General features: G+C 56.2%; 16 protein-coding genes and 1 rRNA gene. 4 read left to right on the top strand and 13 right to left on the bottom strand.

From position 1 onward, the window contains the following. Nucleotides 1-215: ribosomal RNA gene (locus GSF01_RS27860) — 16S ribosomal RNA — on the bottom strand; the annotation flags it as partial. A gap of 528 nt (nucleotides 216-743) precedes the next feature. Here GSF01_RS27860 and GSF01_RS27855 point away from each other — a divergent pair. Both GSF01_RS27855 and GSF01_RS27850 read left to right on the top strand, forming a co-directional pair. Next, the gene (locus GSF01_RS27855) at nucleotides 744-1,493 is read left to right on the top strand and encodes an ABC transporter ATP-binding protein (RefSeq protein ID WP_159888527.1); all 750 of its coding nucleotides are present in this window, start codon (nucleotides 744-746) and stop codon (nucleotides 1,491-1,493) included. Then, entirely contained in the window at nucleotides 1,490-2,719 is a 1,230-nt protein-coding gene (locus tag GSF01_RS27850; RefSeq protein WP_159888526.1) for an ABC transporter permease, read from the top strand. Before GSF01_RS27855 ends, GSF01_RS27850 begins: the two co-directional genes overlap by 4 nt. 90 nt (nucleotides 2,720-2,809) lie before the next feature. Here GSF01_RS27850 and GSF01_RS27845 read toward each other — a convergent pair whose 3' ends face one another. The 3 genes from GSF01_RS27845 to GSF01_RS27835 form a co-directional block, all read right to left on the bottom strand. Beyond that, the gene (locus tag GSF01_RS27845) at nucleotides 2,810-3,253 is read right to left on the bottom strand and encodes a thiol-disulfide oxidoreductase DCC family protein (RefSeq protein ID WP_159888525.1); all 444 of its coding nucleotides are present in this window, start codon (nucleotides 3,251-3,253) and stop codon (nucleotides 2,810-2,812) included. A 139-nt stretch (nucleotides 3,254-3,392) separates the two neighbouring features. Further along, nucleotides 3,393-4,187 (bottom strand): alpha/beta fold hydrolase, encoded by a 795-nt coding sequence (locus tag GSF01_RS27840; protein ID WP_159888524.1) that lies wholly within the window; start codon nucleotides 4,185-4,187, stop codon nucleotides 3,393-3,395. 176 nt (nucleotides 4,188-4,363) lie between these two features. Then, complete coding sequence (locus tag GSF01_RS27835) at nucleotides 4,364-7,927, bottom strand: RCC1 domain-containing protein (protein WP_159888523.1); 3,564 nt, start codon at nucleotides 7,925-7,927, stop codon at nucleotides 4,364-4,366. A 401-nt stretch (nucleotides 7,928-8,328) separates the two neighbouring features. On the opposite strand from GSF01_RS27835, the gene GSF01_RS27830 reads away from it, so the two are divergent. Then, nucleotides 8,329-9,102: a hypothetical protein gene (locus GSF01_RS27830; RefSeq protein WP_159888522.1), complete on the top strand. Its 774-nt coding sequence runs from the start codon at nucleotides 8,329-8,331 to the stop codon at nucleotides 9,100-9,102. A 143-nt stretch (nucleotides 9,103-9,245) separates the two neighbouring features. On the opposite strand, the gene GSF01_RS27825 is transcribed toward GSF01_RS27830, so the two are convergent. The 5 genes from GSF01_RS27825 to GSF01_RS29450 form a co-directional block, all read right to left on the bottom strand. Next, nucleotides 9,246-9,662 carry a hypothetical protein gene (locus GSF01_RS27825; RefSeq protein ID WP_159888521.1) on the bottom strand — a complete coding sequence of 139 codons (417 nt, stop codon included), beginning with the start codon at nucleotides 9,660-9,662 and terminating at the stop codon, nucleotides 9,246-9,248. A gap of 170 nt (nucleotides 9,663-9,832) precedes the next feature. Continuing rightward, entirely contained in the window at nucleotides 9,833-10,708 is an 876-nt protein-coding gene (locus GSF01_RS27820; protein ID WP_159888530.1) for a formate/nitrite transporter family protein, read from the bottom strand. 63 nt (nucleotides 10,709-10,771) lie between these two features. Further along, nucleotides 10,772-11,125 (bottom strand): nitrite reductase small subunit NirD, encoded by a 354-nt coding sequence (gene nirD, locus GSF01_RS27815; RefSeq protein ID WP_159888520.1) that lies wholly within the window; start codon nucleotides 11,123-11,125, stop codon nucleotides 10,772-10,774. A 34-nt stretch (nucleotides 11,126-11,159) separates the two neighbouring features. After that, nucleotides 11,160-13,622, bottom strand: a complete 2,463-nt coding sequence (gene nirB / locus GSF01_RS27810; RefSeq protein ID WP_159888519.1) for a nitrite reductase large subunit NirB — start codon at nucleotides 13,620-13,622, stop codon at nucleotides 11,160-11,162. A gap of 144 nt (nucleotides 13,623-13,766) precedes the next feature. After that, entirely contained in the window at nucleotides 13,767-13,970 is a 204-nt protein-coding gene (locus GSF01_RS29450; RefSeq protein WP_201305500.1) for a hypothetical protein, read from the bottom strand. Nucleotides 13,971-14,109: 139 nt separating this feature from the next. Between GSF01_RS29450 and GSF01_RS27805 the strand changes: the two genes are divergently transcribed. Continuing rightward, on the top strand, nucleotides 14,110-15,606 hold the full coding sequence (locus GSF01_RS27805; RefSeq protein WP_159888518.1) for a CAP-associated domain-containing protein: 1,497 nt from the start codon (nucleotides 14,110-14,112) through the stop codon (nucleotides 15,604-15,606). A gap of 118 nt (nucleotides 15,607-15,724) precedes the next feature. Here GSF01_RS27805 and GSF01_RS27800 read toward each other — a convergent pair whose 3' ends face one another. The 4 genes from GSF01_RS27800 to GSF01_RS27785 all read right to left on the bottom strand — a co-directional run bounded on the left by GSF01_RS27800 (nucleotide 15,725) and on the right by GSF01_RS27785 (nucleotide 19,832). Then, complete coding sequence (locus GSF01_RS27800) at nucleotides 15,725-16,612, bottom strand: metal-dependent hydrolase (protein WP_159888517.1); 888 nt, start codon at nucleotides 16,610-16,612, stop codon at nucleotides 15,725-15,727. Between the two features lie 108 nt (nucleotides 16,613-16,720). Beyond that, nucleotides 16,721-18,595 carry an MHYT domain-containing protein gene (locus GSF01_RS27795; protein ID WP_159888516.1) on the bottom strand — a complete coding sequence of 625 codons (1,875 nt, stop codon included), beginning with the start codon at nucleotides 18,593-18,595 and terminating at the stop codon, nucleotides 16,721-16,723. A gap of 35 nt (nucleotides 18,596-18,630) precedes the next feature. Continuing rightward, nucleotides 18,631-19,329 (bottom strand): AIM24 family protein, encoded by a 699-nt coding sequence (locus tag GSF01_RS27790; RefSeq protein ID WP_159888515.1) that lies wholly within the window; start codon nucleotides 19,327-19,329, stop codon nucleotides 18,631-18,633. After that, nucleotides 19,326-19,832 (bottom strand): hypothetical protein, encoded by a 507-nt coding sequence (locus GSF01_RS27785; protein WP_159888514.1) that lies wholly within the window; start codon nucleotides 19,830-19,832, stop codon nucleotides 19,326-19,328. Before GSF01_RS27785 ends, GSF01_RS27790 begins: the two co-directional genes overlap by 4 nt. Nucleotides 19,833-19,843: the final 11 nt, after the last annotated feature.

Genomic DNA, 19,843 nt, shown 5'->3' with positions numbered 1-19,843 from the left:
TTGCCCCATGTTTCATGATCTCTCCATGCGGAGTGACCAGCTATCCGGTCTTAGCTACCGTTTCCGGTAGTTATCCCAGTCTTACAGGCAGGTTGCCTACGTGTTACTCACCCGTCCGCCGCTAACCAATCCCCGAAGGAATAAGTCCGCTCGACTTGCATGTATTAGGCACGCCGCCAGCGTTCGTCCTGAGCCAGGATCAAACTCTCCATTAAGGTAGTCTCTTCAAACCGAAGGCTGAAATGACTACTGAGGTAGTTCGACTTGCTCAAAAGTTACTGCTAGCGAGAATTTTCATTCTCTATTTAACACTCACTCGTTGTTCAGTTTTCAAAGGGCAATTTGGTACATCGCTTGTCTATCCAAGCGGCTGCAATTTCGTTAGCCGTTCGTGACAGCGAGGATTACTTTATCACATTCACTTTCGAATTGCAAGCATCTTTTTCTTTAATGTTTCAGTTCCATATCAAGGGGACGAACCCGCTTGGCGCAGAAGCTTTACACTAATGAATCGGACAACGAAAGCTAATTTACCACATTTACTACCCAACATGCAAGTAGTAATTTTTTTCTTTTATATCTTCCCCTTTTTGGGGCCGGGTAACAATATAACATGCTTGCAGCACCTTGGCAACCCTGTACCTTTTCCAATAAAGACATATATAAGGAAGTAGTCTTCGCAGCGGCATCATTTTCGTTTTGAGGACAAACGTTGTAAACTATTCGATAAAGAGGTGAGCATATTGGAGGCTTTATTACATATTGAACATCTTACCGGGGGCTACAGCAAACAAAAACCGGTGCTGCACGATATCGGCTTTACGGTAAACCAAGGGGAGATGGTCGGCCTTATCGGACTGAATGGAGCCGGCAAAAGTACGACCATCAAGCATATTCTCGGATTGATGGAGCCTCACAGGGGCTCAGTCCAGTTAGGAGGGCGCCGGCTAGAGGATGATCCGACCGCCTATCGCCGAACGTATGCCTACGTACCGGAAACACCGCTGCTCTATGAAGAATTGACGGTACGGGAGCATCTGGAGATGGCAGCCATGGCTTACGACTTGAGCCGGGAAGCTTATGCGGAAAGATCCGCCCTCCTGCTCGAGGATTTCCAGATGGCTCCTTTCCATAATCGGCTTTCGGCTCACTTATCCAAGGGGATGAAGCAGAAAGTCATGATTATGAGCGCCTTTCTGGTCAAGCCCGACTTATATATCATCGATGAGCCTTTCCTTGGGCTGGACCCGCTTGGCATACGCTCTCTGCTGGAGCTGATGGCTAAGGTCAAGAGCGAAGGCGCCGCAATTCTCATCAGCTCCCATATTCTATCGACCATCGAGCGGTACGCCGACCGTTATGTCGTACTCCATCACGGACGGTTAGCCGCCGCCGGGGATTTGGAGGCGCTGCGGGCCGCGGCGCACATGCCTCAAGCACCGCTGGATGACGTATTCTGCAGTCTGGTTACTCGGGAAGTGACTCCAAAATGAGCAAGCCGGAGCCTTTCTTGTTCGATCCCGATCGCTTATGGAATAGACGCGAACGAGGGTTCATGGCCGAGATCAAGCCTTACATCGCCTATGCCTTGCAAACGGTAGCCTTGCTGATCGTACTGGGTATGCTTGCCATGGCTTTTCTATATGGAAGGCTGCTGACCCAAGCTCCGCCGGGTTTCCCTTTTAAAGAGATCATTACACTTATCCTGCTGCCGATACTCGCTCTGTGTCCGATCCGCACTTACTTAAGGGAACCTGATCTCGTATTTTGCATACCGCTGGAGTCGGAATTCATTCGAGGGTATTTGAAAAAGGCTCTCCATAGAGCCTTCGCTCTTCAATCATTCGCGCTCCTGGTCGTCTGGCTGGCCGTATGGCCGGCTTATGCTTTCTCCGAAGGAGCGAAACCCGGGTTCCTCCATGTCCTGCTCGTTCTGATCGCCCTAAAGCGCATCCTGCTTCAAGCAAAATGGATGGAGCTCATGCTGACGGAGCGCTTGCCCCGGGCAGTCTGGTCGCTGGTGCGCTGGCTGCTGGCAGGAGGCTTGACCTATGCGCTGCTCCTTATGCGGCCTTGGGTCGGCACATTGACCGCGGCCGTTGTCCTGCTCCTTTACTTGGGCCTGATCCGCCTATCATCGGGGAGGAGCCTTCAATGGCTTCGTCTAATCGAAACAGAACGCCGCCACAGACGGAGCATTCTGAATCTGTTGAACCAATTCGTCGATGTCAGCGACCTCCAGGGACGCCCCCGGGCGGTCCATGCCCCGCGGATACTCATGGAGAAGCTGGGCGGCTTCCGCTTTCAGGAGTCGCATGCGTACCGGTTTCTGTACACCTATGTATGGCTTCGTTCCGAAACCTTCGGTATAGCACTGCGCTTAACCGGACTGGGCTTTCTCCTCATCGCGTTGACCCGGGGACTGCTTGTCCCTCCGATCGTCTTTCTCGTCTTCACGGCCCTGCTCGCCCTGCAGCTGAGAGAGCTTGCGAAGGCATACCGGCATTCGGACTGGTCTTTTATCTACCCGCTTCCGTCGCAGCTCAGAGCACTCTCCGCGGCACATGTTGTTCGGCGCATTCATGCCGCCGCGGTGACGCTGCTTGCTATACCGCTCCTGTGGGCACTGCCAGCTTTCTACTACGCGTTTGCGCTACTGGCGGCGGGCTGGGGATTAACCTTGCTGCTATGCCGTGTCCGGCTCGCCCCCAGCGACTAGCCCTTACGAAAGAAGACCGTTCAAGCCATGCTCTGGAGAGAGCATGCGGATGAACGGTCTTTTTTTGCGCGCGGTCCTCCATCCTGCCGGTTAGGAACGGTCCAAGAACCGCTTGCGGTCCTCTGGGCGCGGAAGCATACAAGCATCGGCTTTTCCAAACATCCGGTACCGGTTGCGGGCAATCATCGCATAGACCATGTCGCGGATGGGAGTTGGGACGATGATCGCCGAATATAACCAACGCCACATGCCGCCCAGTTCTCTTAGTACCCGCAGCCCCGCAGTAGAGCGGGTATAGGCGCGCCCTTCATGAATGAGCACAAACGTGTCAAGGGAGGCCCCTGCCAAGCCATGCTGCTGGAGCAGCGACTGGCCAACCTCCGATTGGAGAGCTGCAAAGCGAAAGGTACCCGACCGGTCCCTCGGCAAAATAAACTGTACAGCCCGTTGGCAAAAGCCGCATATGCCGTCGTACAAGACAATCGGATAGCCGGATGCACCCGGCAGCCCATGCTCGCGTTCCTGTTCCTTCATGCTCCTCATCCCTTCCCGGTTTGTGTGCGGTTCTATTACTCTAGTATACGCTAAATCGAACCCTTAGGCATCGCACGGAAGTCCATCAAAATCACAACAAGCACGGGCAAAAAGCCCCGTGCTTGTAGACCGCCTGATTTTAGGAAAAGGAAGCCACCCAATCCCGTACGGATTGTGCAAGCTCCTTCGGCGCCTCCATCATACTCATGTGGCCCGCTCCGGAAATGAGCCGCTGCGTAACGTAATCCCCTTGCACAACGAATGTCCGCTCCACCGGTATGATCTGATCGTTCTCCCCCGCTACTAGCAGAAGCGGAAGCTCCATGCTCTGCAGAACTGCATTCCGGTCCGGACGCTCTCGCATAGCATCAAGCGTATGCATCGCTCCTTCGGGACTCGTGCCGAGTCCGATTTCCTTCGCTTGCTTGACCGCTTCCGGCATCGATTCCAAGTGAGCGGGCGCAAACAGCTTCGGAATAAGCCCCTCAATAAATACGGACAGCCCTTGCTCCCGGATGGTTTGTTTAGCCTGCAGGCGGCCTGCTTTCCCCTTCTCGTCATCGGGAAACGCCATAGAGTGAACAAGCCCGAACGCGCGGAGCTTATCCGAATGACGCTCGGCAAGAGCAAGGGTGACATACCCTCCCAGCGAATGCCCCAGCACAATCGCCTTCTCGGTCCCAAGCTCATCGATCAGAGCTGCGATATCGTCCGCCATCCCCTCGATCGTGTAAGCCTCGTCCGGCGATCCGGACTCTCCGTGCCCGCGCAGATCCGGTACAATGACACGATAATGCGCGTCCAGCAACGGCACTACCTCATCCCAATAAGCGCCGCTGCCGCAAAAGCCGTGCAGCAGCACAAGCGGATGCCCGGAGCCCTGTTCCGTGTACGAGATGCTCCAGCCCCCCCGATCTGCAGTACGTTTTCCCATAGTCCTACTCCTCCCTTTATCACGACGCTTGCGTTCATGCCTATACCTACTACATACAGTATACCCGATTGAACGACGATTTGAACCGAGAAAGGAGCCGTACCCGGAGATACGGCTCCCACCAAGATCAAATCCAAGACCTCTTATAGACCGTGTCCTGCATCAGGTTATGCGTGCTAGACTAGCGGAGGCATATTCCTCGGACCGATCAGACGAAGAAGCTCAGACACATCATCCCGGTCGAAGCTGCCATTTCCATTCACGTCCAGCACTTGATCCGTACGTTGTAAGAAATGGACAAGCTCTTGAATACCGAACGCACCTGGGTAAAGCCGCTCCAGATGCTCCTTCAGCCAAACGGGATTATAAACAACGCTAAGGCTCCCCATGGACTGGACTGGCGCTTGTCCGGGCTCCGTATACACCACGACTAGACTGGTGGTCCCGCTCCTCAGCCCCTGTATGTTCCCTCCGCTGATAAGCCTTGCCACAGATGTATCAGCTATCGCAATCTCAAGATCCCGGTCTGACACATCCTCAAAGCTGCCGTCCGAGTAATAAGCCGTAACCGAAGGCTTAAGCTCCTCGCCAGGACTCAGGCTCAAAGCTCCGCCCGTCCAATGCAAGGCTGTCGGCACGCGCCCCGGCTGAGCCGGCTTGATGAGAGCGAGTTCAGGTCCCGTCGGAGAATCGGTGTTTGCATAAGCGCTGCTTGTGATTTCCCCGCTTCGAGCGGTCACCTGGTAGCTCCCTGCGGGTACATCGAAGTAGTAGAGCAGCCTCGTACCGCTCGCATCGGCAGCATACAGGTGGTACTGTCCGTATACGGAAGTGCCGACGGCAGCTCCATATACCGCATCCCCTACGAAACCGTTCCCCTGCAGCCGGATCGATACACTCTCAGCCGCTACATTTTGCAGCAGAATTTGGCCGCTGATCCGGTAAACATCGATGGATGGCGACTCTTCGATCCGAATCGTTTTCATGGAAGGGGCGACAGGAATGAGGCTATCGTACACGGCGTAGCTGACCGTATAGGTGCCTGGTTGCTCCGGCAGAGTGAAGAATCCTCCCTGCCCTATTCCGACTGGAACGGAATAGATTTGGGGACCGGAGAAGGTCAGGGTGCCGCGAAGCTGCTCGAGATTCAGCTGCTCATAATCGAAGTACGTGATAGCCGAGACGGTATTGCCTTGACCATCCAACACATGCAGAAGATCGAATGGTATCGCTGCACCCGCACCATATACCTCGTTATCGTTTAATCCTATGCTTGTTCTTAAGTTGGTATCTGCTTGTAGCAAACGGTCGCCCTCGAGCACCGGATTCGGATGCCGATAAATAAAGCTCATCCAAGGGAAGAACCCTTCCCCCTCCCTGGGGTCGGATAAGTACGCCACATACTCAGTAGCCAGCTTCGTGTAAGGATGCTTGCTCATATATATCGTTTGATCTAGATTCATCGGTACTTCGGAGAAGTATCTGTCCTGATCGACGTGGCCGGGCGCTTGCCTGTGCAGGAATTCCGGCGTTATCCTCACCCCGCTTAAATTCGTCATATCCAGAGTGACTCGAGCCAGATCCTCCTGGACGAAGGAAAGCCGGTGTGAGTTTGGAGAATACGAAAAGTCACTTTTGAGCAGATAGAACCTCTCCTCATCGTATCCCCAGGCCTCCAGCCGGAAATTATAGTTGCCGGAAGGCAGAAGAGTTCCCGGAAAAATGTCTGCAGCCAGGATGGCTACGCCTGCCTCGTCCTCGAGGCTTAATGCAATGGTGCCAAGTACTTGCGGGTCCGAGTTCAAGCCTTGGAGATCTACCTCCAGCGGCGCCATCGAGGCTTCGTCTACTCGGAACAGATGCTTGGGCAAGCTCAGGTCCGCGGCTGTTAACGATCTGTAGAGCACATAATCCTGACCCTGTCCACTTTCATAATCTCTTCCGTGAATCAAATAATGATGGGCCAGCCCGGGAACGGAATTTTCCGGCCGGGGGAGCCTGATGGTCTTGGTCGTCAAATTCTGCTGAATGACCGGATATAATATAGACGTAGTCCGGTATCCGGCTCCCGTCCGATGGGATTCCACGATCGAAATGTCATCGGTCAGCGACGTGTTTTCAACCTCCATAACAAGCCAGTCTGACACGGCTTCAGGCAGCAGATTAATGCTCAGCGTGTTCGTGTACTGGCCGCCCTGCAGCCGGAAAACTTGTTCACTCGGCTGATAGCCGGGTGCCGTTACGACAAGCTTGTACACCTCTTCAGGCAGCAGACTTGAGAATACCATGGAAAAATAATCATCGTGCCGATTATAATCTACTGGCTGGATCTCCCAGCTTTCATCTGCCTTCTGCGCATACAAGCGCGCCTCATAATTCGGCAGCTTCGTCAGTTGCAATCCGTCGGTACCGGATACCACACCTGATACATAAATCGAATCGTACCACAAAAGGCCCTCTACCGTCGTAGGAACAAGGATATTCTCATCGCTTGTACCTACACCCAGGCTCCCGTAGGCATTGCTGCCCCAGCCCCGCAATACCCCGTCTGCTCCGAGCACATGAACGAAGCTATTTCCTGCCGCAACCCGGGAGACGGCCAAGCTCTCCATCCTTTCTTCCGGAGAAGGCGGCAGCTTCAAGTCATCTTGGGCCACGCTGCCGAACAAGCCGTTCTGGCTCCTGCCCCAGGACAACAGCCTCCCTTCTTCGTTCACGGCAAATCCGAATTGTTCACCTAATGCGATGGACTTTATACCTTGCAGCGGGGCGACCACGTCGGGTATATCCACGATGGCCGGCTCTATATCAGTTCCTTCCCTTACTCCGATGCCAAGCTGCCCTGAACGGTTGGCTCCCCATGCGAATACCCCACCGTTATTAAGTATGGCAAAGCTTGAGTCGGACTGGGAGGACGCAGCGATGCTCGCAACGCCTCTTAGCGGCGCGCCTCCCTCAAGCGTTACTTGCATCGGCACTGTCACTTTCGTCAATGCCGTATGGTCTTGCCCGGCCTGTCCGAACGTGTTGTCCCCCCATGCCCAAACATACCCGTTGTCATCAAGGGCCAGCATGTGGTTTTTACCTGCCGCAATAGCTACAACCGGGTTCGGAATACTGGCTTGGACCGCTTTCCTGGAAAGCTCCGCCGTTCCATGGCCCAGCTGACCCCTCGCCCCCTCGCCCCACATCCATACCGTGCCGTCATTGCGCAAAGCCGCCGTAAAGCGTCCGCCAGCGGCCACAGAAGAGAAGTTGCTAGATAAGACCGTTCCATCCGCGTAGCGGACATCGCCTACCGGTACAGACCGGTTGATGGCATCTCCCGTTCCTAACTGGCCGGAGGAGTTGTCTCCCCAAACCCACACCGAGCCGTCATCCTCAAGCGCAACCGTATGCCGCTGACCCGAAGAGATGTCTTGAATAGAAGTATCGTAAAATATCGCTTTTTGAGGACTATAATTCTTGATGTCATTCAAATTTCCGTATATGCCGAGTTGACCGTACGAGTTCTCGCCCCACGTCCACACGCTGCCATCGGAACGGAGTGCAGCCGCAAAGTCGTCTCCGGCAGTTGTCTTGACGATCAACAACGAGCTTACAGCCCCTCCGCCAATCGGCGGCTCGCTTGGTACCGGGGGCTCCGCTGCGCGGATCGCAGGCCCTCCCGGAAACCAGCCTCCTACAGTCAGGACAAAGGCGAGGAGCAAGCCCCACACTCGTCTATGTATGCCTTTCAAATTGACGAACCTCCTTCTTTACCCTAATGGGCAGCAATCGCCGCTCTCACCTCTCCATTATATCGCGATGAAACCTTGCCGGACATACGTTTTTCTGAGAAATTCAACACACTTTGACAAAATTCTCGCCGTCTTTTAGCAAGTCTACTACCCAAACAGGCATTTGCAGGCGGATAGGCGGCAGGGCGGAGCAAAACGTTTCGGACTGTCCGCGGTTTTCGGGAAGGCTTGCTGGTTGTCTTGCATGGAGACAGGGTAATACACATATACTCCTAGCAGCTCCCTCCCTTCACGAGAAGCTTTTCAGAAGCAGAGGCAGGCGGAGACCGATAGGATGGCAACGGTCGCCGCGGCGAACCTACCGTCACGGGACGTCAGACTTTTTACAGGGAGGCTTACCTATGAATGGAATAGGAATCCGCTTGTTGAATACGCTCGGCCTGGTGCTGGTGCTGGTAGTCAATTGGCTGGCCAACGCGCTGCCATTGAATGGCCTGTCGACGAAAGAGCTGTCGGACATGTTCCCGGTGCAGATCACCCCCGCGCCCTATGCCTTTGCCATCTGGGGTTTGATCTATGCCTTGCTCGCCGTATACATCATTGTACAATGGCTGCCGACTCATCAAGACGACCGAGAGGTTGTCGGCGCTAATCCCTGGTTCCTGCTAAGCTGTTTGCTGAATACAGGCTGGCTTCTTCTGTGGCATTATTTATACACCATCTCTTCGGTTTTCGCCATGCTCGGGCTGCTAGCCGCCCTGATCGGAGCGTATGTCGGCACGCGGCCGTCAGGCTGGTCATCCGAGCCGCTTGTCCGTTATTTCGTTCAGCTGCCGTTCAGCATCTACCTGGGCTGGATTTCGGTGGCTACGATCGTCAATGTAATCATCGGGCTAGATGTTGCCGGGTGGGATGGGTTTGGCTGGAGCGAGACGGCCTGGACGGTCATTCTCCTCATCGTTGCTCTGCTGCTGGGGATTACGATAGGCTGGAGGTTCCGTGACCCGGCATATCCGCTGACCGTAGCGTGGGGGATCGCTGCCGTCGGCGTCACCAATCTAGGCAGTACACCAGTCATCGTATATACCGCCTGGGGAGCAGCCGCTCTGCTGGTGCTTAGCGCCATCTGGATCCTGACCGGAGCCGGGAACGTTCGCAAAGCGGTCAACCGGTAAGGCCATTTATGCGCTGGCCATAGCATGGTTTGAGAGGGATGGTCATGCTCTTTTCCGACGATGGTTGGACGGTGCTCGTAGAAGTTGAACGCATATAAAAAAGATTGCCAGCAGCGGCAATCTTTTTTATATGCGTTTATTAATCAAGGAGTCTCGTCGATTCTTAGAACAGACCCGCCATTGCTGCGGATGAGCTCCACGATCTGCGGGTAATCGCTTGGGGCGACCTGCGCGCTTAGCACATAGCGATGCTCACGGTCGTCGATGCCGTCGCGGTTATCGTCATGCCTGAGTCTGTCGGCCTCATTCAGGCCGATGAAGGCAGCGGCAGCCGGGGCGTTCCCGCCCGCTCCGCCGGCTCCATAGGCCGCTCCGGGCGCTCCAACGGCAACATCTCCCGAGCCAACCGTAGCTCCAAGCGGCAGCAGCAGGGAATCACGATCCGGCCCATCTTGAATCATGCCTATTTCAAGCTGTTCAACCGGATAGGTCTGAAGCAGAATCCGGACATGCTCGGCCTCACTTTCATTATGGAAGTAAGCTTGTACAGGTTTGCTCATCATTCATCGCTCCTCTATAGTCAGATGGACACTCTTACTCTTTTACCCCAATCCGTCCCTTTCTACGCATGCGCTATAGATGAATCCGAGCCTTGCTTCCACAAGTCACGCCCCAATAAAAAAACGTCCGGCCAAAGTGGCCGGACTGTTCTGAATCCTCTCTTTCCTGCTCAAGGCCTTGTCGCCGAGGCAGCCGGTTCGGCTGCGTCCGCAGACGTTCCCCTGGTTGTAGGCATGGCCTCCGGCGCTTCCTTCTTGCGCAGCTCCGCTTGTTTGCGTCTCACGGGAGAGATCAGCCAATAAATAGCGCCTACGAAGAAGGCCCCTCCTACGATATTGCCCAGCGTCACCGGGATCATATTATGGAACCAGCCCGCCAGGGTGATGGTGTCGGGATGCGGGAGGAGAAGCGCTAGACCGAGCACCGTCATATTCGCGATGCTGTGCTCATAGCCCGAAGCGATAAACCCGTACAGCATCCACCAGATGAGAATGAGCTTCGCGGTATCGCTTTTTGCCCTCATCGAGGTCCAGATGGCGAGGCAGACGAACCAGTTACATAGAATGCCTCGGAAGAACAGCTGACCGAATGGAAGGGACATCTTCTTCGCTGCCGACGAGAACAGCAGGTGCTCCGGCGCAATCCCGGCAAAAACACCCGAGCCGACCACCAGCCCGACCAGAACCATAGCTCCGAACAAATTGCCGGCATAGCACCAGAACCAGTTGCGCAGCGTATCCTTCCATGTCGTGGCGCCAGACAACGTGCTAATCGTGTAGAACATATTATTGCCGGTGAACAGCTCCGAGCCTGCAAAAATGACCAGGGTCAGCGCGACTCCGAAGGATACGCCCATCGCCATCGAAGCAACGGGGGATTTCAAGGCAAACAGCGGCGCTCCGACGGAGAAGATGAGCACGATACCAAGTCCTACGTACGCCCCGGCCAAGCCTGCCGACAGCAGGTAGCGAAGCAGGCTGCTGTCGAGCATCTCCTTTTTTTTCACAGCACTTTGTACGATTGCTTCTACCGAATCCGTAAACACGGTTACCATCTCACTTTCTTCTGCGTTAGTCTGCAAGCAGCCGCTGCCCGCCCGTTAGATCCGTTACTGCGGCAAACCGATCTGAACCAAGCCCTCCGCGACGCGAACCCGGAAGGTCTTGACCTCGCCCGTATCCGGCGCCTGCACTTGACCGTCGGCTAGCCCGATCTTCAGATCGCGCAAGGGGCAGTAAACATAAGCTCCGCTGACCAGCCCTTCCGTAAGGGGACCGCCCTTACGGTGCGGCGTACGGTTTTCCAAAGCGTAAAGCTTGCCTTCCGTCGTATGAAACACCGCTATATCCAAGCCGCCTGCCTTTACCTCGCGCCCCAGCCGAAGCGGGAAGTCTTCGACAGCCCCTACCGTCACAAATTCCAATATACCGGCTGCCGTTTGAAATCCTGCTGCTTCCGCCATTTTCGTTCTCCTCCTCTTGATGGACAGCTGCACGCTATCCTTTGACGATCGGTTCATACAACATTGTCCGCAAACCGGGGTCTTGAATCGCCTCTTGCCAAGGATCCTTGACCGCCGAAAGCGCCAGCTCGATTCGTTCGTTCAATGCGCGCCGTTGCTCGGCGTCCTCAAGCACGACCTGACGAATAGCGTCCAGACCGAAGCGCTCTACCCAATCCGACGTCCGTTCGGCATAGTTCGCTTGCTCCCGATACAGCTGGATAAATGCGCCGCAAATTTCATAAAGCTCCTCATCGGTCTTCACCTTGCAGAGCAAGTCCGCCGCTCGCAGCTTGATGCCTCCGTTGCCGCCTACGTAGATTTCCCAGCCTCCGTCATTGCCGACGATGCCAAGATCCTTCGTTCCGGACTCGGCGCAGTTGCGCGGGCAGCCATTGACTGCCATCTTGAACTTTGCAGGCATCCACAGCCGCTCATACTTCCGTTCCAGCTCGATTCCCACGGCCATCGAATCCTGAGTGCCGAAGCGGCAGAACTGGGAGCCGACGCAGGTTTTGACAGTGCGAAGCGCTTTGGCATATCCGTAGCCGGACGGCATATCGAGATCTTTCCAGATCGCTGGGAGATCTTCCTTGCGTACGCCAAGCAGGTCGATCCGCTGGCCCCCGGTCATCTTCACGGCCTGCACCTGGAATTTATCAGCCGCATCCGCGATTTTCCGCAGCTGCTCCGGCGTCGTCAAGCCTCCGTACATCCGCGGAATGACGCTGAACGTGCCGTCTTTCTGAATGTTGGCGTGCAGTCTTTCGTTGACAAACCGGGAATCGCGCTCATCCTCATAATGGATCGAATGGACCATGCCGAGATAATAATTGATGGCCGGGCGGCATTTGGAGCAGCCTTCCGGCTGATTCCATCCGAGCACCTGCATCACTTCCTGCACATGGGTCAGTCCCATGCTGCGGATGCCGGCTACGATCTCGTCGCGGCCAAGCTCCGTGCACCCGCATATGCCGCTCTTGGAAGCTGCGGCTGCCGGCTCATAGTCGGCTCCGAGCGTTGCATGGAGCAGCTGCTCCACCAGCGGCTTGCAGCCCCCGCACGAACGGGTCGCCCCGGTGCAAGCCTTGATCTCGTCTACGGTCGTCAGTCCCTGTTCTCGGATGACATCCACGATCGCGCCCTTCGTGACTCCGTTGCAGCCGCATATAATCTCATCATCCGTCATCGACTCCACTGCGGACTTCTTCCCTGCTCCGTTCCCGCAGCAGCCTCCAGCAGCGTCTCCTCCTCCGAACAGCTCCCGATAAATCGCATCGCTCATCGGTTCCCCGTTCTTCACCCAGCGTGTCAATTGCGGAGCGTCATTCACATCCCCATACAGAATCGCGCCGACCATACGCCCTTCCTGAAGCAGTACTTTCTTATAGGTGCCGTTCCATTCATTATGCATACGAAGCACGCGATGCTCCGGGCCTTCTTGAAACTGACCGGTCGAGAAGACGTCAACGCCCGATATTTTCAGCTTCGTGCTGACGGTCGATCCTTCATAAGGCTGCGTCTCAACCCCTGCCAACGTACGAGCGAGCGTCTGCCCCTGCTCGAACAGCGGCGCGACGAGCCCGTAGCAAACCCCGCGATGCTCGCAGCATTCGCCGACGGCATACACATCCGGCGCGCTCGTGCGCATGTAATCGTCGACCAGAATGCCGCGGTTCACGCGCAGGTCGCTGGCCTTGGCGAGTCCGACGTTCGGTTTGATGCCCGCAGCCATCACCACGAGCTCGGCCGGCAGCCTTGTCCCGTCGGCTAGCTCAAGCGCGCTTACCCGGCCGTCGGCCGTCCCATGCAAGGCGACCGTTTGGCTGCTCAGACAAAAAGCGATGCCCTGACGCTCCAGCTCCGCTTTCAGCATCCCGGCAGCCGGCTCATCGAGCTGGCGTTCCATCAGCCGGTCGACGAGATGCACGACCGTCACATCCATGCCCAGCTTCGTGAGGCCCTTGGCCGCTTCCAGACCGAGCAGCCCGCCGCCGATGACAGCCGCATGACGCACCGTCTTCGAAGCCGCCAGCATCGCCTCGCAATCGGCAATATCCCGGAAGCCGACGACACCCTCGAGTTCTGCGCCCGGGATCGGCAGGATAAACGGCTTGGAGCCTGTCGCAAGCACCAGCATGTCGTAATCGTCGGCTTCCCCGTCAGCCGTGAACACCCGCTTGGCCTCGGTATCGATATATACAATCGGTTTGCTCGTATGCAGGGTGATGCCATGCTCCTCATACCAGGCTCTATCGTTCAGCACAATCTCTTCTAAGGTTTTGCTGCCCTCGAGTACGTAAGAGAGCTGGATGCGGTTATAGTTAGGATACGGTTCTTCGCCATATACCGTAATATCAAAGCTGCGGCTCAGTTTCAATAATTGCTCCAGCGTATGGATGCCAGCCATTCCATTTCCGACCAGAATCAGCTTGGTTCTATCCTTATTGTTACTCATTTGTATCCCTCCAGCAAGCTTTGTCATGAATTCATCATACCTTTTCCCCCGCCTGCAGTATGTGAAAAAAATCACTTCACTGTCCGGTAATAAATAAATCCGCCTATTTGGGCGCACCCTAGTCATGGAGGTGACGCTAACATGTCAGGAAGAAACAGCAAGCCAAAGAACAACGGCCCGGCCAGCAGCCCGTCCCGGCTGGATCAGTACGGGGCCAAGCTGGCCGAAGACACCGTTGAACGTAATGCCCGAGCCTGCGAGCCGAATCCCGAACGAAGCTAACGCCACCCCGAAGCAGGAAGCCTGGAGGCCGTCGAGCCCCCAGGCTTCTTCGCCTGCTTTTTTCACTCCTTTTTCTTCCAAACGGACAAGATTGGCATAGACAAGCGCCCCCTCGCCCTCATATAGTAGAAGAGCGACGAGTTCATGAATAAGCTTCCTACCCCATGACTCACTCCATCGTCGCCGCTTTTAAGGAGGTTATCATTTGAGTAAACGTTGGATGACATTCGGATTGGCTTCATTGCTTACTTTGTCCCTCATCGCTCCGTTGTCTTCTTCTACAGTTTTAGCCGCCTCGGGCTTCAAGGATACGGCCCGGCATTGGGGCGCCAAAGCCATTGAATGGGCGGTAGACCGGCATATCGTCGACGGTTACGAAGACGGTACATTCCGTCCCGACCGCGCGGTTTCCGAGCCGGAATTTCTGGCGATGCTGCTGCGCGCATATCCGATGCAGACGGGAGCGGATGCCAACGCTTCTCCCTGGTATAAGCCCTATTATGAGATTGCCGGCGCCAATCGGTGGACTGTTCTGAACCAATATGAAGCGGCCGCTTATAACCGCGGCGCCGTGGCGCGACTGATCACATCTACCCAGCAAGGCACCTTGAATCTGAACGATTCCGTCGCGTATTTGCTGAACAACGGACTGTCTCAAGGGAAAACGGCCGCTACGGTGGAAGGCTACCGAGCCTCGGATGCTCTATCCCGGGCCGAGGCCGTTCAGTTTCTCATGAATATGAAGTCCAAGGTGACCCAGTTAAAGCCAGCCCCGGCCGGTCAAGCCGGTGCGGATAAGCAAAATGGAGCTGCTGCTGGCTCAAGCGGCGGCTCGGGCGATTCCTCCCAGGTCGCAGCCGTTTCCGTCCGCGGCATCGCTGTGGGCGACTCGGCCGCTCAAGTAACGGCCAAGCTCGGCCAGCCGGATCGTCAGGACCCCTCGGAGTACGGCTTCATCTGGTACATCTACAATCAGGACTATGCGAGCTACGCCCAGATCGGGATCGACGGCGGCAAGGTTGTCGCCTTATACTCGCCGTCTGATAATTGGCATACCGACAGAGCTATTCAGGATGGAGCAGCCAAAAGCACCGTAGAGCGGCAGTATGGCGAGCCCTTGACCTATATCCTGAAGGGCAATACCCGGTTCATGATGAATTACGGGGATGGCGAGTATGGCTCGTATGAGATCGGCGGAGACTATGTGACCTTCTTCTATGACGTTCACCGCAGCGATGTAGTGACCGGCATTCAGGTCATCGGCGGAGCGGCTGAGAAAGCGATGGCTTCCTTTTATCCGAAGGGTAGCGAGGCTTTGAGAAAAGCCTATGAGCTGCAATCGTTCGACCTGGCCAATGCTGCCCGGGTCAAGCTGGGCCTCCCTGCCTTCGTCTGGGCCGAGGACGCCGCCTCCACCTCGCGCAAGCACAGCAGCGACATGGCCCTGCGTGACTATTTCGACCACACGAACCCGTCCGGGCAAAGCCCCTTCGACCGGATGAAGCAGGATGGCATCGCCTACCGTGCCGCAGCCGAGAATATAGCGGCCGGGCAGTCCAGCGCGATCTTCGCTCATCATGGCTGGATGAACTCGGCCGGACACCGGGCCAATCTGCTTGGCGAAACGAAGCGGCTGGGCGTAGGGGTTGCCTTCGGCGGCAAGATGAAGGTATACTACACGCAAAATTTTTACACGCCTTAGTCCTGTTCGCTTAGCCTTCACTTCCAGCTTGCTCGTACCAAAAAACGCCTTCTGCCACAAGCTTGCACTTGTCGGTCAGAAGGCGTTTTTTAGGGCTTGCTTCGCTGCGGAGCAGTGTTCACAGCCCCTGCTTCTCCATATATTCGAACAGGAACGACTGCCCGTTCCGGTAAAACCTCGGATCGTACAGGCCAAGCTGCTTGTCGTCGTCTACGATGACTACGAACGGCGACCATTCATACAGCGTCCGGGCTGCCGGATTTTCGGCGAACAGCCTGTCCAGGTCGGCCCCCTCCTTGGAGGCTAGACTGGCTACAGGCTTGAGACCGGTCCATACGGAGCCTTTGGTCAGCTCCACGCGGTCACCGGACTTGCCGATCACGGTAAATACGCCGGGCACGAAGTCCGCGGATAAGGCCACTTCTTCATACTTCGGGGATGCCTGCTTGTACAGCATATACCCCTGCGCCGACTGAACGGCCACATGCAGGACCAGCAGCAGCCCTACCATGCGGTAGACACGAAAGGCCGTCCCGCGTTTACGGCCTCCGGCCCGAAAGCGCGCCCACACCCATCCGGCGAGCATAATAGCCCAAAACATCAGATCCACAATCGGGATCGTGCCGAACGTCACCCGCCTAGTCGAGAACGGCTCCAGATACCCGGTTCCCCAAGCGTTGAACAGGTCGCTCGTATTATGGATAAACACAGCAAGCGTTCCCAGGCCGAAGAACAGCCAGCTTTTCGCTCCCCAGACTCCCCTGGCGATCAGCGCGATCAGCGCCGCCCATACCGGGACCAAAAAAAGCGAGTGCGTCAATCCGCGATGCCACATCTGGTAACGTCCCGCCGTATCCCACCAAGAGGAGATGACGTCGATATCCGGTATTTGCGAGCCTGCTACAGCCGTGAACAGCAGAGCCTGCTTCTCTTTGCGGGTCATGCCCTCTTTATTGACGGCCCCATACAGCACGAGGCCAAAAAACGTGTGCGTGATCGTATCCAACCTTGCTCCTCCCTCGTCTCTCCCAGCCGATCTCCCGTCCTTGAACAGGAGGCCGGCGATTCACGCTTCCGTCCCGATACCGCTCCCTGAGCCTCTTCGTCCCGGCGCTTATACCGATACCGCCACGCGGTCTTCCGATGCCCGGACGCAGATCGTAAAGGTAAACTTGGTACCCTCGCCCGGCCTGGACTCTACGCGGATGTTACCATCCATCAGCTCGACAAGGCGCTTGCAGATAGCAAGTCCTAGCCCCGTCCCTCCATGCTTGCGCGCAGAGGAATCATGCTGATGAAAGGGCTGAAATAAATGCGGAATATACGACTCAGGGATTCCCGCTCCCGTGTCCTTAACGGTGACTTCGAGCTGTAACCTGTCCCCCTCCCGGTGCTTTTGACGAATCGAAACGTCGACCTCGCCCTCCTCGGTAAATTTTACGGCATTGCCGATCAGATTGATCAGGATCTGCCGGATCCTGCCCTCATCCCCGACCAGGAGCTCGGGAAGAGCGGGGTCCAGCCGCCAGCGGATCTGCAAACTGCGCTGACGGATTTCCGGACGGAACAGCAGCAGCGTATCTTCCATGGTCCGCTGCAGGCAGAACGGATCCTGATGCAGGTTCACTTTGTCATGCTCCAGCTTGGAGAAATCGAGTACCTCATTGATCACGTTCATCAGGCTTCTGCCGCTTTTCACCATAATGCTCACATATTCCTGCTGCTCCTCGGTAAGCTGGGTTTCCTGCAGCAGCTCGCTCATGCCGATCACGCCATTGAGCGGAGTACGAATCTCGTGGCTCATGATCGCCAGAAACTCACTCTTCATCCGGGCGGCGCGTTCGGCCTCCAGCTTCGCCTGAAGCAGCTGCTTCTCGGTCTTCTTCTGCTCCGTAATATCCTTGGAGATCGTATAAATGTCGACAATCTTTCCGTCCTCTATCATCGGCACGATCGTCGTACTCAGCATAATCTCATGTCCCGATCTGTGCCTAATGGAGAACTCCACAGTCTGCGGTGACCCTTGCAATACTTTGGCAAAACAGCTTCGAATCTTGTAGCCTTCGCGACGATTTACGAATTGGGTGAAAGAACGGCCTGCATAGCTGGTGAAGTCATAACCGGTTATGCGCTGGGCGGCCGGATTGGTCCTCAGCAATCGTCCGTTCAAGTCGAACAAGCACACCATATCCGGATTATGCTCGAAAATCGAATCGTAGCGATGCTTATTCCGTTCCGCTACCCGTAGGGCAAACTTCCGATCCAGAAATTGACTGAAGGCGATCAGCAGCATGCTGAGAAGTCCCGCCGCCCCAATCCAGCGAACCAGGCGCATCTCGTCCCGACCTGGGATCAGCGCAAGCCCGTCGAGCTCCTCCGTCAAAGAAAACCGGGCAGCCAGCATAGCCGTATAATGCAAGCCGGCAATAGCCACGCCTAGCAGCAGCGCTGCGGACAGCCTTTGCCGGTGGGTCAGATGCCGACCGGAACGCCGGTACCTAACGGACACATACAGCGCCCCGAACGACACGCCGCAGGCGATCACAACCGACAAGGAGACGAGATACGGGTTATAGGACAACTGGGCGGGCATCCGCATGCCCCCCATCCCTATGTAGTGAGTGCCTGCGATCGCAATACCTGTCAGTGCCGCGCCGATCAGCAGCTTGGCCCCTGACGGCGACCTGTCAGCGGTCACGGCCATCGCCGCTCCCGATGCGACTATCGACAGCACAAAGGACAGGCCTGTATACAATGGAGCGTAGAAGACGGGGAACGGCAGCCGGAAAGCCAGCATCCCGATGAGATGTGCGGACCAAATGCCAATCCCCATAACAAGTGCCCCAAGCAGCATCCAGGTAGTCCGGGCCGGGCCCTGGTAGGAAAATACACGTTCCTTCAAGGTCAAGGCCGCATAAGAAGAGCCGACTGCAATCAGTACCGACATCACAACAAGCGGAAAGCTGTAAGTTCCATGCAGATGTTCCATTCGTTCACCTCGATTGGCTAGTCTGCCTAGCTGACTTACTTAATAAAAACACCGCCGAACGGTAGCGCTTCCCTAAGTACCCGGCGAAGCAAGGAGTCCTGCCGCAAGCCCGCATCGAAGTTGCGGTCTCTTGGAGCAGGCTGCAGCAGCACCTTGCCGGTACCCTTCATCTCCCAGTGGTAATTCATCTGCTGGCTGGCGAGCGGGTTGCCGTATACGGCAAGGCGCATGTCGGATCGTTCCGGAAAAGCGACCAGACAGCCTGCATCCACGTAAACCGGACGCTCCGGATCGAGCTCCAGCTCGCAGAGCACACCGGCGGAGATCAGACCGAGCAGACCGCCTCCGGAAAACTTCATCCGGACCCAATCCTGGGTAACAAGCGCCTGCTTCACCCGCTGGAACCGGCTCTCCAGCTTCATCCGACCGTCATACAGCAGAACATGGCGGATATCGAAGAGCAGATCGCTTTGCGCGGGCAGCTCCACTGCTTTGAACTGAAAGCCCGCCGGAACGCCGAGCACGAAGCGTGCCGGTCCGGTAAGCCGCGATTCGACCCATCGTTTCCTCCGGTACATCCCCGTGAGGTTCAGCAGCCGGTCTTCTCTTCCTTGCGAGGGGCCCTCGAAGGCAATGATCCGTCCGGGATGCATCACATGCGCCGCTTCTCCAGTCTCCAGCTCAATGGTAGCCGCTTGACCGTCCACGGCCGAGCCTTCTATACGAGCCTTCATTTGGGCCCTCCCGTCAAACCTCGGCGTCCGCGTCGCCATAAAGCAAATCGGAATAGACGCGTAAGCACAAAGTAGAGCAGAGCAAGGCCGGCAGCGGTCATCGCGGTCCAGGCGATCTGCCGGTTCCGCACGGACTGAGCCTGACGGGCTTCCTCCATCTGACCGAGCACACGCTCCAGCTGTCCGTTGCGCTCCCTCAGCTCTTCATTCTCGCGGAGCAGCTTATCCTGGGTCTGCTGAAAGCTTCGGACCGTTTCTTCCGTCTTGGCAGCAGCTTCCTCCATCTGACGGCGGCTTTGCTCCAGCTGCTTCATCGCGTCCTCATAATGCTCTTGCAGCTGCCCGACCTGCTCGGGCATGCCGTATATATCTTTGATCCGGTCCATAATACCCGCCTGTGCGCCATACTCCGGCAGGACCAGCATGAATGCAAGACAGATCAAGCCCGTCCGGGCTCTAGTCCCCGTCCATAAAGCCCGCTTCTCTTTCTTACTCGATGGCATGCCAGCCCTCC

Origin of the sequence: Paenibacillus puerhi (assembly GCF_009846885.1) — a bacterium.
Lineage (GTDB): Bacteria > Bacillota > Bacilli > Paenibacillales > NBRC-103111 > Paenibacillus_G > Paenibacillus_G puerhi.
Note: the sequence above shows the minus strand (reverse complement) of the source record. Positions and strands in the feature narration are given on the sequence as shown.